This is a genomic window from Martelella sp. NC20, assembly GCF_013459645.1.
Classification (GTDB): Bacteria; Pseudomonadota; Alphaproteobacteria; order Rhizobiales; family Rhizobiaceae; genus Martelella.
In genome coordinates, this window is the sequence record NZ_CP054861.1 from 835,775 (window position 1) to 848,217 (window position 12,443).

General features: G+C 58.7%; 12 protein-coding genes and 1 pseudogene. 3 read left to right on the top strand and 10 right to left on the bottom strand.

Annotation, left to right across the window (positions count from 1 at the left end; genetic code table 11):
• Nucleotides 1–7 precede the first annotated feature (7 nt).
• Both HQ843_RS04055 and HQ843_RS04060 read left to right on the top strand, forming a co-directional pair.
• Nucleotides 8–1,282, top strand: a complete 1,275-nt coding sequence (locus HQ843_RS04055; RefSeq protein ID WP_180899704.1) for a TRAP transporter large permease — start codon at nt 8–10, stop codon at nt 1,280–1,282.
• A gap of 166 nt (nt 1,283–1,448) precedes the next feature.
• Nucleotides 1,449–1,628, top strand: a pseudogene (locus HQ843_RS04060) (integrase core domain-containing protein); the annotation flags it as partial.
• 58 nt (nt 1,629–1,686) lie between these two features.
• On the opposite strand, the gene HQ843_RS04065 reads toward HQ843_RS04060, so the two are convergent.
• The 10 genes from HQ843_RS04065 to HQ843_RS04110 all read right to left on the bottom strand — a co-directional run bounded on the left by HQ843_RS04065 (nt 1,687) and on the right by HQ843_RS04110 (nt 11,074).
• Complete coding sequence (locus tag HQ843_RS04065; protein ID WP_180899703.1) at nt 1,687–1,926, bottom strand: Zn-ribbon domain-containing OB-fold protein; 240 nt, start codon at nt 1,924–1,926, stop codon at nt 1,687–1,689.
• 16 nt (nt 1,927–1,942) lie between these two features.
• On the bottom strand, nt 1,943–3,073 hold the full coding sequence (locus tag HQ843_RS04070) for a thiolase family protein (protein ID WP_180899702.1): 1,131 nt from the start codon (nt 3,071–3,073) through the stop codon (nt 1,943–1,945).
• Nucleotides 3,073–3,318, bottom strand: a complete 246-nt coding sequence (locus HQ843_RS04075; protein ID WP_180899701.1) for a hypothetical protein — start codon at nt 3,316–3,318, stop codon at nt 3,073–3,075. Before HQ843_RS04075 ends, HQ843_RS04070 begins: the two co-directional genes overlap by 1 nt.
• A gap of 327 nt (nt 3,319–3,645) precedes the next feature.
• Nucleotides 3,646–4,524, bottom strand: a complete 879-nt coding sequence (locus HQ843_RS04080) for an NAD(P)-dependent oxidoreductase (RefSeq protein ID WP_180899700.1) — start codon at nt 4,522–4,524, stop codon at nt 3,646–3,648.
• A 107-nt stretch (nt 4,525–4,631) separates the two neighbouring features.
• Entirely contained in the window at nt 4,632–5,270 is a 639-nt protein-coding gene (locus tag HQ843_RS04085) for a dihydroxyacetone kinase subunit L (RefSeq protein ID WP_180899699.1), read from the bottom strand.
• A gap of 13 nt (nt 5,271–5,283) precedes the next feature.
• Nucleotides 5,284–6,282, bottom strand: coding sequence for a dihydroxyacetone kinase subunit DhaK (locus HQ843_RS04090; RefSeq protein ID WP_180899698.1), 999 nt, complete (start codon nt 6,280–6,282; stop codon nt 5,284–5,286).
• Between the two features lie 24 nt (nt 6,283–6,306).
• Nucleotides 6,307–7,356, bottom strand: a complete 1,050-nt coding sequence (locus HQ843_RS04095; protein ID WP_180899697.1) for an ABC transporter permease — start codon at nt 7,354–7,356, stop codon at nt 6,307–6,309.
• Complete coding sequence (locus tag HQ843_RS04100) at nt 7,353–8,897, bottom strand: sugar ABC transporter ATP-binding protein (RefSeq protein WP_246710272.1); 1,545 nt, start codon at nt 8,895–8,897, stop codon at nt 7,353–7,355. The genes HQ843_RS04095 and HQ843_RS04100 overlap by 4 nt, the downstream gene beginning before the upstream one ends.
• A 114-nt stretch (nt 8,898–9,011) precedes the next feature.
• Nucleotides 9,012–10,022, bottom strand: coding sequence for a substrate-binding domain-containing protein (locus HQ843_RS04105; protein ID WP_180899696.1), 1,011 nt, complete (start codon nt 10,020–10,022; stop codon nt 9,012–9,014).
• Nucleotides 10,023–10,087: 65 nt separating this feature from the next.
• Nucleotides 10,088–11,074 carry an ABC transporter permease gene (locus HQ843_RS04110; protein ID WP_180899695.1) on the bottom strand — a complete coding sequence of 329 codons (987 nt, stop codon included), beginning with the start codon at nt 11,072–11,074 and terminating at the stop codon, nt 10,088–10,090.
• Nucleotides 11,075–11,241: 167 nt separating this feature from the next.
• Between HQ843_RS04110 and HQ843_RS04115 the strand changes: the two genes are divergently transcribed.
• A complete protein-coding gene (locus HQ843_RS04115; RefSeq protein ID WP_246710273.1) occupies nt 11,242–12,360 on the top strand; it encodes a LacI family DNA-binding transcriptional regulator in 1,119 nt (372 codons plus the stop codon).
• The last annotated feature ends 83 nt before the right edge of the window (nt 12,361–12,443 follow it).

A 12,443-nucleotide genomic window follows, 5' to 3' on the forward strand; every position in this document is an offset into this window, starting at 1 on the left:
CGCCGCCATGCTTCTCGTCATGATCACAGCCATGATTGTCCTGATGGTGATGGCGGTTCCGGTCGCCGTGGCGATCGGTCTCGCCGGCATGCTGGGCATTGTCGGCTTCACCAACCTTCCGCTGATCGTCATTCCCCAGCAGGCCTTTGTCGCGCTCGACAAGTTTCCGCTGGCCGCCGTGCCGTTCTTCATCCTCGCCGGTAATATCATGGCCGCCGGCGGTATCTCGCGCCGGCTGATCGACCTTGTCGAGAGTGTCGTCGGCCGCCGCAGCGCGGGCCTGCCGATCTCCTGCGTTGTCGTCTGCATGGTGTTTGCGGCGGTTTCGGGCTCGTCCGTCGCGACCACCTACGCCATCGGCGCGATCCTGATCCCCGCCATGGTCCGGCAGAATTACCCGGTCGGCTATGCCGCCTCGCTTCAGGCCACCTCGGCCGAGCTCGGCGTTCTCATTCCGCCGTCGATACCGATGATCCTTTACGGCGTCTCCGCGAGCGCTCCCGTCGGCGACCTGTTCATCGCCGGTCTCGGGCCGGGCCTTCTGGTGGCCGCGGCGCTTGCGATCTATGTCGTCATCTGGACGCGGTTCTCCAGTCACGAAAAGCCGCGTGACATTGTCCGCAAGCCCTTCTGGAAGAGCCTCCGTGGCGCGACACTTGCGCTGTTCATGCCGGTCCTGATCCTCGGCGGCATCTATGGCGGCGTGTTCACGCCGACGGAAGCCTCGATCATGGCTGTGGCCTACGCGCTGGTCGTCAGCGTCTTCATCTATCGCGACCTCTCGTTTCGCGCACTGATCGGCGTTCTGCGCGCGTCCGCGCTGTCCTCGGCCATTATCATGTTCATCATTTCCATGGCCGGCCTCTTTTCGTTCGTGTTGACGCGGGCCGGCGTCCCCGCGGCCATCGGCGACTGGATCGTGCTCAATTTCGAAAGCAAGCTGGGCTTCCTGCTCGCGGTCAACGCCTTCCTGTTCGTCATCGGCATGTTTATCGAAACCTCGGCCTCGATTGTGGTGCTGGCGCCGATCCTGGCCCCGGTCGCGATGTCGTTCGGCATCAATCCGGTTCATTTCGGCATGATCATGATCATGAACCTTGCCATGGGCATGATCACGCCGCCATTCGGCGTCAACCTTTTTGCCGCCAGCGCCGTCGGCAAGGTCTCGCTGGATCGCATGATCCCGCATCTGGTTCCCCTGGTTCTCGTCATCCTCGCATGCCTCGCGCTCGTCACCTATCTGCCGGCGATCAGCCTTGGAATTCTGCAAATGATCCGTTGACGGGAATTGATGCCTTCACGCGCTGAAAGCGTTTCCGGCGAAAACGGACAAAAGCGGCATCGCGGAAGGCCGGGCCTGTTATTAGGCGCGGCACCGGGACCCCACACGCTGCAAATATTTCAAAGACTTATCGTGCCGATCGGCGTCGAACCCCTATCCCGATTTACAGTCTATCAAATATGAAGAGGTTTACCTTCACGCCTACAAGTCTGTCGCCGAAGCCCGGGCGGGTATCGGACGATATCTGACCTTCTACAACAGCCGCCGTCCGCATTCATCGCTTGACCGCAAGACACCCGATCAGGCTTACTTCAACGCGCTGCCCGCAATAGCGGCGGCAGCATAAACAAGGCCGAAAACCACTTAAGAACGACCATCTGCCTGTTCAAACAAACCGAGCCACTTCAGCCTTCCCAGTAGATTTGATGGAATGTCACCCAGGACAAAATCTTGCCTTTGCCGCTGACGACTTCCGGGCTCTGCGTCTCGCTGAGACAGACCCGGCAGATCGGCGTGGGCGGAAAATGTCGATCTCCGCAAGAATTGCAGCGCTGGATCGTCAGTTCGCCCCGCGCCGCGTGGTCCCAGAATGGCCGCGCATGCACATCGTCCAAATCAGGCAGAGGTTTGTCATAACTCGTCATTGGTCTCTCCTGTTGCTCAGCCAGCCGTATAAACGATAGCGCGCGAACACGGAGTAGCCTGGGCGTAGAGCGCGACTTCGCAATCTTTCACCTGTCGGGCGCCACAATCTCCACGAACTTGGCGCACTGCTTCGATATTGAGGGCCCAGCCCTGCATATAGGAATTGGACAGGTGTCCACCGTCGGTGTTCGTGGGCAACTCGCCGCCAAGTGCCAGGGTACCGCCTTCAACGAATCCACCGGCTTCGCCCTGCCCGCAGAATCCAAGCCCTTCTAACGTGAACAAGACGGTCGGACTGAAGTTGTCATAGGCGAGCAACACATCGATATCGTTGGTCCCGACCCCGGCCATCGCGAAAGCTTCAGCACCCGCCTTGCTGGTCGCCCCGTGCCAGAAATCCAGTGCAAAATTGGAAATGGAAGCTTCGGAGAAAGATTCCTGGGCCCCAATACCACTGATGAGGACCGGCTTTTGCTTGAGGTCCTTCGCCCGATCCTTGGTGGTCATGATCATGCAGACCGCGCCGTCATTGATCAGGCAGTAGTCGAAGAGCCTCAAGGGTTCGACGATGGGCCGGCTTTCTTCGTGGTCCTCGATCGTCATCGGTTTTTTCATCACTGCATCGGGGTTGAGCAAGGCGTGTTTTCGGAACGCAACGGACACCTCGGCAAGCTGGCGCGTTGTGGTGCCGTACTTCTCCATATGCATGCGGAACATCATGGCGTGCGCGGCTCCGGGAGAGGTAAAGCCCCACGGGTCCCAAAAGCCGGTTTCCTCGCCCCCGTAATTCATTCGGCGCGACCTGCCGATATTCGTGTAGATGAGGGCGACATAGTCTGCCGCGCCACAATGCAATGCCATCATTGCTTCAATGACGGCCATTCCAGACATTCGTCCGTGCGGAGGGAGCGACATGGTCCAGCGTGGGTCCAAGCCAAGCATCTCCCCCATGCGCCCGTAATAAGGAACGCGGCAAACAAGCAGACCGTCTATCACCTTTTTCTCGAGGCCGCTGTCATCCAGCGCCTGTTTGAAGGCTGCTGCGCCCAATCCGTAATCGTCAGTTTCAGGAAAGCTGCCATAGGCGGTCGTACCCACTCCAACAACGGCAATCTGATCCCTTAATGACTTGAGCTCATTATCCATCAAGCGATCTCCGGAATCGTCATGTCGCCGATGGCACCTTGCGCGATAAGTGCGTCGATCTCGAAATCATTATAATTGAGCATTTGCTGCAAAATCTCCCGTGTATGCTGCCCTAACAACGGCGCAGGACTCCGCACGCTGCCTGGGGTTTTTTCCATCTTGATCGGCACTCCAGCGATCGACACCTTGCGAGGTGCACCCGGGTAGGGTGTAAACCGGCATAGGGGTTCGACGCCGATCGGCACGATAAGTCTTTGAAATATCTAAAGCGTGTGGGGTCTCGGTGCCGCGCCGAATGACAGGCGTAGCCCGAGCGGGGGTCTCATACCTGCGTTTGTGATTTCTTGAAGGTTTTCAGCCAGCCTTTCAGGCACGGCTTTGGGCGAGACGATTGCTGTCGCCAGCCATTTCGAGAATGTTGACGTAGTGAGTGACGCGGTCGACCGGTGCGGTCCCGTACCAATGAATTTGAGAGATCGATCGGAGTTGCCTCCGATCCGGACAACGTCGCAAGCGAAAGGGGCAGAACGATACATCTCTTAAAATATTATTCCCTGTCAAGACACTTCATACTAACTCGTAGATACCCCCGCCATCTCGAACTGCATCTTGTGCAGCGCCGAGGCGTTCAGGTCACCCAGCCCCTTGTTGAGGGCGGCGGTGTAAAGCTCGCTGATCGCCGCCGTTATGGGAACAGGAACCTCCTTCAGCCGGGCGAAGTCGCGCACCAGCCGCGTGTCCTTGAGCATGTGCCGCAGGAAAAAGCTCGGAGCGAAATCATTGCCGAGCGTGGCGCGCCCGACATTGCGTATCAAAAGCGAACTGTAGTCGGTAACATCGAAAACGCCCATCACGGCATCGCCGTCGAGACCGGACTTGATCGCCAGCGACAGCGCCTCGCCCAGCGATTCCATCTGGGCGGCCACGAGCAGATTGCCGACCAGCTTCATCGCCGCGCCATTGCCGGATGCCCCCAAATGGTGAACGCTCGCAGCCAGCGGCTCAAGTACCGGCAGGGACCGGTCGAATGCTTCCTTTGCGCCGCCGCAAACGAAATCCAGTCGTCCGTCCCAGGCCTCCCCCTTGCTGCCGAAGACCGGTGTATCGAGATAGGAGCCGCCCCTGGCCTCGATTGCCGCGGCGATTTCCAGAGAAACGGCCGGATCGGTCGTCGTCGCGTCGGCGACAATCGCACCGCTGTCCAGATGGGCGATCAACCCGTCGTCGCCGAAATAGATCGCACGCTGGGCATCCGGGCCGGTGACGCAGACCATGACCAAAGATTTACCTGCAATAGCCGCAGCTATGTTCGGCGCGCGATTTGCCCCAGCAAGGTCGGCCGGCAGATCAAAAAGGCTTCGGTTCCAGACCGTAACGTCGTGGCCGGCCCGCAACAGGTTGCGAACCATGCCCTGCCCCATAATTCCAAGGCCAACAAATGCGATATCCATATTTCACTCCTCTTCCTGAGCGATTTCGGTCGGGCACGCGGCGACGGATCGCTGGCGCGTGGCTTTAATCGGGCAGACAGCGCCCTCCGACAGAAGGCCCCACCGGCTCAAGCACCTGAAACACTCTCCGCCATGGATTCGATGATGATGACCGCGACCGTGGCGCCGGCGTCCTGAAGGCCCATCGACTTTTCCTGAAACGCCGCCGCCTTGCCGTGCTGCGCCACCATCGTCTTGGTGTTTTCCAGCGCCGCGCGGGCAGCGGAGACGGCATTGTCCATTGCCTCCGGCAGCGTCTCGCCAGCCTTGGCGGAGGCTTCCATGCTGGTGGCGATGGGGTCGAGCACATCAACCACCGTCTTGTCGCCGGGTTTGGCCTTGCCGCGTTCGGCGACCCCGTCGCGGTAAGCGCGCCAGAATATGGCCATTTCGGCGGTTCCGATATTCTCACCGTCGTCGAGCGCCTTGCTTCCGCGCAGAAAACCCGTGGCCATCAGCGTTCCCATGGTGGATGGCGCGGCCTTGGCCATCGCCATGCCGGCGACACGCAGATATTTGCCGATCGACACTTCCTGCTCGGCGTTGACGGCATCGCGCGCGGCGGCGAATGCCTTGCTCATGGTAATGCCCAGATCGCTGTCGCCGACCTTGCCGTCAAGCGCGATCAGAAAGTCCCTCTTGTCGGCGAATGTCTGCGCCAGTCCGGCGATAATTCCAGCCAGCCCCTCGGCATTTACGCGTTCCATCATTGCCTCCCGGTCACAGCTTTACATGCGTGAAGAACGGCGTGTTCGCGGGCGCGGCGATCAGCCGCTCCAGTTCGTCGTCCAGCTTGAGAATCGAAATCGAGGCGCCCGCCATCTCCATCGAGGTTGCATATTCGCCGATCCAGACATGCTTCGCCTTGATCATGCGGTCTTCCAGAAGCTGCGACAGGCGGCGGAAGAGGATATAGAGTTCCTCGCGCGGCGTGCCGCCCAGCCCGTTGACCAGAACGGCCACGTCGCCTTCGCCGTAATCCTGCTCGGCGAAGATGCGCGCCATCAATTCGTCGACCACATCGTCGGCCGGCTCCAGTTTACGCCGGCTGATGCCGGGCTCGCCATGGATGCCCATGCCGATCTCCATTTCATCGTCGCCGATCTCAAAGGTCGGCTTGCCGATCTCCGGAACGATGCAGCTCGACAATGCCACCCCCATGGTACGTGTGTTAAGCCGTGCTTTTTCGGCGATGCGGGTCACGTCGTCGAGGTTCTTTCCTTCGGCAGCGGCCGCTCCGGCCGCCTTGTAGACGAAGAAGATGCCGGCCACGCCGCGGCGCTTATGTTCCTCGCCGACGATAGAGGAGGCGGCGTCGTCATTGCCGACAACGGAAGTGACGCGGATGTCCTCGAATTCGGCCAGCTCCGCAGCCATGTCGAAATTGATGATGTCGCCGGTGTAGTTGCCATAGATGTAGAGAACGCCAGCGCCCTGATCGATATATTTCGTAACCTCGAGCATCTGCTCCGCGCTCGGCGATTGAAACACGTCGCCAACGGCGCAGCCATCCAGCATGCCGTCGCCCACATAACCGAGAAACAGCGGCAGATGGCCGGAGCCGCCACCGGTGGCGATACCGACCTTGCCGGGCATTGGGGTGGCGATCACAAGGCAGTGCCTGTCGTCGGCTGTGTAGGTGACAGCCGGATGGGCGCGATAAATGCCGTCCAACATCTCCTCGACGAAGTTTACGGGGTCATTGATGAACTTCTTCATGGGATTATGCTTTCATAGATGAGTTTACGATTGCCGCTGGCGGGTAACGAAGAAGGCCGCTGCGAGAAGAATGAAAAAGCCGACGACGAATCTCTGCCAGGTGCTGGGGATGCCGACCATGACGAGAACGTTGTTGAGCACGGTGACCAGCAGGACGCCCAGAATGGTGCCGAACACCGTTCCCGTGCCGCCGGTGATGCGCGCACCGCCGAGGACCACCGCCGCAATGACGGGTATTTCGCTGCCGACGAGATCGAACGGATTTGCAAGCCGGTTGCTGGCCACGTGGATGATTCCCGCTAGCCCCGCCAGCGCTCCGGCATAGCCGAACAGAAAAAGCTGGACGGTGCGCAGATTGTAGCCGAGCCGCTCGGCCACGCCTGCATTACCACCGATGGCAAAGATGGCACGGCCCATCAGCGTGCGATTCAGTATCCACCAAGTAACCACCGCTGCTGCCGGCAGAGCGAGAAAATAAATCGGCAGAGTGACGGTCGCGCCATTGCCGTTCTGGAATTCCAGAAGCGCCGCCCTGCCGAAACCAACCATCTGAGGCGGCAGTTCCATGATCCAGACCGTGCCGATGAAGGCCAGCAAGATGCCACGGAACAGATATTGCGTTCCGATGGTGATGATCAGCGACGGAACCCGCAGATGATAGGCCAGTATGCCATTGACGAGACCGAGCAGCATCCCGCCCAATGTAGCCACCAGCACGATGATCGCCATCGGCATGTGCGGAAAATGGTTCACCGTGACCAGCGTGACCGAATACATCGAAAGCGCTGCGATGGCGGTGAATGACACATCGATGCCGCCGGCGGCGAGAATGACGAAAACACCGAGCGCGAACAGGCCGATGACCACACTGGCGCGGCCGATATCGATCAGCGACGACGGTTGCAGGAAATCGGGATTGATGATTGAGACGACAACGCAGATGATCACCAGCAGCGCCAGCGTGATCATCTCGGGGCGATTGCTCAGAAAGGTGCGGAGTCTGAAGCCCTCACGCCCGGTCTTCTGCGGCCCGATCTTCTGCGATACGGCTTTCTCGGCATTCCCAGACGTCATTGCGCGGCCTCCAGATCCGGTGCCGTCATCGCTTGGTAGAGGCCATCTTCACTTGCCTCCTCGGCACTGAAACTCGCCGACACACGTCCGCCGAACATCACGAGAATGCGGTCGCAATTCTGCAGCAGTTCCGGCAGATCGTCGCTGACGACAATCAGGCCCATTCCAGCTTCGGCCAGACGCTGAATCACGCGATAGATGGTATCCTTGGAGCCGACATCGACTCCCATAGTCGGGCCGTGAAGCACCAGCAGCTTGGGCGCGATACTGAGCCAGCGGCCAATCAGCACGCGTTGCTGGTTGCCACCGGAAAGCGCCCCGACAGGAAGGTCGATGTCGCGCGTGTTGAGCTTCATTTCCTCCGACAGTCCGGCAGCAACGGCACGGCCTTCCTTGTTGTCAATTACCCCGAAGCGATTGGCGAGTTTGGCGACTATGAGGGCAATTTCGTTGTCGAGAATCGACTTTTCCAGAAACAGGCCCTCTCCCAACCGATCCTCGGGGACGTAACCAATGCCGTGAGCGATGGAATCGGAAGGCCGGCGGACCGTGAGCGGTTCGCCATCGATCTGCATGCGCCCGCGTACCGCCGGCACCACGCCGGAAATCGCCAGAGCCAGTTCGTTTCGGCCAGAATCGGCAAGGCCGGTGATGCCCAATATCTCACCCTTCTTCAAAGAGAGCGTCAGATCCTGGAAGCCATTTCCAGACAGCGCCTCGGCGGAAAACAGAACTTCATCGGAAGGCTTTCCCGTGCGATAGCGGATCGAGTCGATCTTGCGCCCGGTCATCAGTTCGGAAATTTCAGTTTTTGTGTAGTCTTCCAGCGGCCCCTGGGCCACACACTCACCATCGCGAAAAATGATTGCATGGCCGCCAATGCGGTAGCATTCCTCAAGCTTGTGCGTGACGAAAAGCACGGCGATATTCTCTGCCCGCAACCGGTTGACCACCGTAATCAGCTTTTCTACCTCGCGCCGGGTCAGCGAGGTGGTGGGTTCATCCATGATCACCAGCTTGGCGTTGGTGGCAATCGCGCGGGCGATGGCGACCAGTTGGCGCTGCGCAAGCGGCAGATCGGAAACCACGGTATTGAGGAAAATGCGCGTGGTCGGCAGGTCGACCGCGTCGAGTGCCCTGGTCGCAGTTTCACGCAGCCGCTTGCGGTCAAACAAGCGCACCAGTCGGCCATTGCCCATCACCAGTTGCTCACTGAGCGCGACATTTTCCGCGACCGTGAAATTGGGGATCAGCGAAAGGTCCTGATAGACGGTTTCGATCCCGGCGCTCAGCGCCTGAATCGGAGTTAGTGCCTCATAGCGCTTGCCGTCGAGGAAAATCTCGCCTTCGCTCGGGGAGATCGCCCCTGACATCACCTTGATCACAGTGCTCTTGCCACAGCCATTCTCTCCCAGAAGATGATAGGCTTCTCCTGGCTCGATACTCATATCGACGCCACGCAGGGCATGCACACCGCCATAACGCTTGTGAATACCGCGCAACTGGAGAAAAAGGTTGCCATTGGAGGATGCTTCGTTCACGCCCCGACTCCTTTCATCAACATCCGGTCTTTCCCGTTACCGGACAACGCCATTCGCGGTGCCGGGACGCACAACCGTGCGCCCCGGCGATTTGCTCGGGAGGAGCGGGTTGGATCAGAAGTAAACGTCTTTGTAGGTATCCTTGTCGGCAAGCACCATGCCGTCACCGATCGCCAACAGGCCCTCGCCAACGCCTTGGGTGACCGTGATATTATGGTAGCCGTCGACGCCGAGATCCATGCCATCGACGATCTCTTCGCCGTTGAGCAGCTTCTTCGCCAGCGAGTTCATGGCCATGCCGGCCTTCATCGGATCCCAGAAGCCGATTGCGGTGATCGCACCCGATTCCAGATAGGCTGCAGACGGCGCTGGCAGACCCGTGCCGACCAGGCATACCTTGCCCGCAAGTCCGGCTTCCTCGATAGCACGACCGACGCCGAGAACGTCATTGCCGGCTGAGGTCTGGAAGCCCTTGATATCGGGGTGCTTGCGCAGGACTTCCTTGGCTTTTTCATACGTGGCGTTGGCATCGTCGAACGATTCATTGTTTGGATCGACCAGTTCCATACCAGGATACTTCTTGGCGTTTTCCTCGCCAGCGCCGACCCACTGCATATGCGTGCGGCTGCCGAGCGAACCGACGAAGGTCGTCCACTTGCCCTCGCCGCCCATGCACTCGGCTAGGCGTTCGTTCAGCGCGGTGCCATAGCTGTCATTGTCGAAGGCCTCGACATCGACCATGGTGTTCTTCTGGTTGTCGGCCTCATGGGTAACCACGATAACGCCACGGTCCATGGCGCGCCGCAGCGTGCCCTCGATCACGGCCGGGTCCATTGGCACGACAGCGAGTGCATCGACTCCCTTGGCGACAAGATCCTGGATGATCTGAAGTTGCTGAGCGGCATCAGCGGTGGCAGGTCCGTAACCCTCGGCATTGACGTCCGGATTTTCCGCGGCGAACTCCTCGACACCGGTGTTCATGCGATCAAACCACGGGATACCGCTGATCTTGAACACGGTTGCGATGTCAGGCTTGTCTTGCGCGACGGCGATACCGACCGAACCGGTAGTTGCCGTTGCCGCGAACAACGATGCCGCAACGATTTTCTTCAGATGAGTATTCATTGATTCCTCCACTTTTTTCCCTCGAACCAATATTCCCGTCCGCGTGAGGGGTCTCGCCGGACGAGCTAGCGAATTCCTCTCGGAAACAGAGAACCGACGAGATTGTGTCGGCCCACGATCAGGAACGCGAGGAGCAGCGCACCCCAGGCGAAGTCCCGAACGAAGTTGGAAAGACCACCGAAATTCAGCAGGCTGGACATCAACTGCAGCGCAATCGCCGACAGCACGACGCAAATCACGCGGCCATAGCCGCCATCCGGGCGAACCCCGGCCATCACCGCGATCAGGATGGCGATCAGCAGGTATGACGTGCCGTAATCCCATTTCACATTGACGTTGCGCGCCGCGATGATGACGCCTGCCACGCCGGCCAGTGTGCCGCTGAGCGTGTAGGTCGCGGTGATCACCGCCCGCTTGGGAAAACCGGCGAAGGTTGCGGCGGTGAGGTTCGAGCCGCCGAGCATCAGCCATTTGCCATAAGGCGTGAACCGGACCACGAGACCGACGACCGTGGCTATCGCGATGAAAATGATAAAGCCTATCGGTACCGAGAACAGATAGCCGTTGCCCAGGTTATATAGTGGATCAGGGCTGCCGACCGTGACCGCGCGCCCCCCGGAGAAGATAACGGCAAGCCCGGTAAAGACCATCTGCGTGCCGAGCGTACACAGGATCGGCGTTATCTTGAGAAACGAAATCAGTAATCCGTTTAGAAGTCCGCCGAGAAATCCTACCGCGATTGCGCCTGCAGCGAAGGCGATCGTGAAACCCATCGGCTGGTCGCTCGGCGACATGATTTGCGTAACGACAAGTGCAGAAACGACGCCCGAGAGATTGGCAAGCGATATGCCCGACAGATCGATGCCGCCATTGCCCGCGCACATTGCGAGTCCGACGCCAATTGCCAGAAGGCCGATTTCCGGCACCTGGCCCGCCATGGACTGAAGATTGAAGATTGATAGATAAGTGCCGTTCGAGATTAGAGCGCCAACCACCAGGAGAGCGATATTAATGGCAAAAAGCATCACGAACTGGCCATCAAGCCAACGCATTTCCCATCCTTTCGTTTACTAAATATTCCTGCCCTTTAGTAAAGATATCAGAGGAAAAGTGCGGCAACAAGCGTTTTTCGAGGAGTATTTTGGCGGTTTTCCTTTCTTGGTCGTCAAAACCATGACAAACTTCCTAAAATAATCACTAAACAAAACAGTTTGCGTGCATGGTTGCAACCCACGTGCCGATGAGCGACTTAAGAAGCATGAATACAAAAAAAGGACTGACGATTCGGGACATCGCCAAGGCATCAGGCGTCTCGGCGGCCACGGTGTCTCTTGTCCTCAACGGGAAGGGCGAGATTTCGGAGGCAACACGCTTGCGCGTGCTCGAAGCGGTTTCACGGCTCAATTATGTGCCGCGTAAATCAAAAGGGCGAACCGCCGGGACCAGCGAAACTTTGCGCTTTCTTAAGATCGCCAAGCACGGACAAACCGTAAACCGCGACCACAGCCATTTCATATCCGATTATATCGACGGTATGTCGCAAGAAGCGCTACGTAGCGGTTATACGCTAGAGGTTGTCAGCTATGAAGGCCTGCCGATGCGGACGATCGCAGAATCGCTCACCGGCGCTTCGGTGCGCGGCATTGTCGTTTTGGGAACGGAACTGAGTGAAGCCGACATTCGCATGATTCAGGGCGTCGGACTGCCGAGCGTGTTCATCGATACGTTCCATGAAGTTGTTGAGGCGAATTTCGTCAACATGAACAATGCCGATGCCGTCTACAAGGTGCTGCAGCGCTTTCGCGCCAATGGTTTCGAAAGAATCGGTTTTATCGGCAGCCATACGGCAACCACGAATTTCGAGCTTCGCCGCAACGCTTTTCATTCCAACATGGAACGCCTGGGGCTGGTCGTCGACCCGGCCTACATACTCTCCGTGGAGTCGACGTTCCAAGCAGCCTATGAGCAGACGCTCGCCTATCTGGCAACCGGCGCTCCGACTGCGGAGTGCTATTTTTGTACCAACGACATCATTGCCTATGGCTTCGCCAAGGCACTGCGCGAGAATAGCATCCGCATTCCCGAGGACGTCTCGATTATCGGGTTCGACAATCTGCCAATGAGCGCCACCGCCGATCCGCCGCTGACGACGATTGACGTATCCAAACGCAAGATCGGCTACCAAGCAATTGCGGTCCTCAGCGATCTCATCAACGCCTCGGAGCGTCAGCCCTCGGTTAAGATCCTGGTCGGCGCCGAACTCGTCGTGCGCGTCAGCGACCGTTATCAGAAAAATGAAAAGCCGAAACAGGTGCTGGTTTCGAGCGCATCCGGCTGATTTTCTCTTCCCGTCCGCGGCCAGCCTTCAATCAAACCATTCGGTCGCATCTGCCTTGCCCGGCAACCCAACGCGTTCATCCA

What these genes read in the sequence shown, in the direction of transcription:
- HQ843_RS04055 (WP_180899704.1), top strand. Translation starts at nt 8, where the DNA reads ATGCTTCTCGTCATGATCACAGCCATGATTGTCCTGATGGTGATGGCG.
- HQ843_RS04065 (WP_180899703.1), bottom strand. Translation starts at nt 1,926, where the DNA reads ATGACGAGTTATGACAAACCTCTGCCTGATTTGGACGATGTGCATGCG.
- HQ843_RS04070 (WP_180899702.1), bottom strand. Translation starts at nt 3,073, where the DNA reads ATGGATAATGAGCTCAAGTCATTAAGGGATCAGATTGCCGTTGTTGGA.
- HQ843_RS04080 (WP_180899700.1), bottom strand. Translation starts at nt 4,524, where the DNA reads ATGGATATCGCATTTGTTGGCCTTGGAATTATGGGGCAGGGCATGGTT.
- HQ843_RS04085 (WP_180899699.1), bottom strand. Translation starts at nt 5,270, where the DNA reads ATGGAACGCGTAAATGCCGAGGGGCTGGCTGGAATTATCGCCGGACTG.
- HQ843_RS04090 (WP_180899698.1), bottom strand. Translation starts at nt 6,282, where the DNA reads ATGAAGAAGTTCATCAATGACCCCGTAAACTTCGTCGAGGAGATGTTG.
- HQ843_RS04095 (WP_180899697.1), bottom strand. Translation starts at nt 7,356, where the DNA reads ATGACGTCTGGGAATGCCGAGAAAGCCGTATCGCAGAAGATCGGGCCG.
- HQ843_RS04105 (WP_180899696.1), bottom strand. Translation starts at nt 10,022, where the DNA reads ATGAATACTCATCTGAAGAAAATCGTTGCGGCATCGTTGTTCGCGGCA.
- HQ843_RS04110 (WP_180899695.1), bottom strand. Translation starts at nt 11,074, where the DNA reads ATGCGTTGGCTTGATGGCCAGTTCGTGATGCTTTTTGCCATTAATATC.
- HQ843_RS04115 (WP_246710273.1), top strand. Translation starts at nt 11,242, where the DNA reads ATGGTTGCAACCCACGTGCCGATGAGCGACTTAAGAAGCATGAATACA.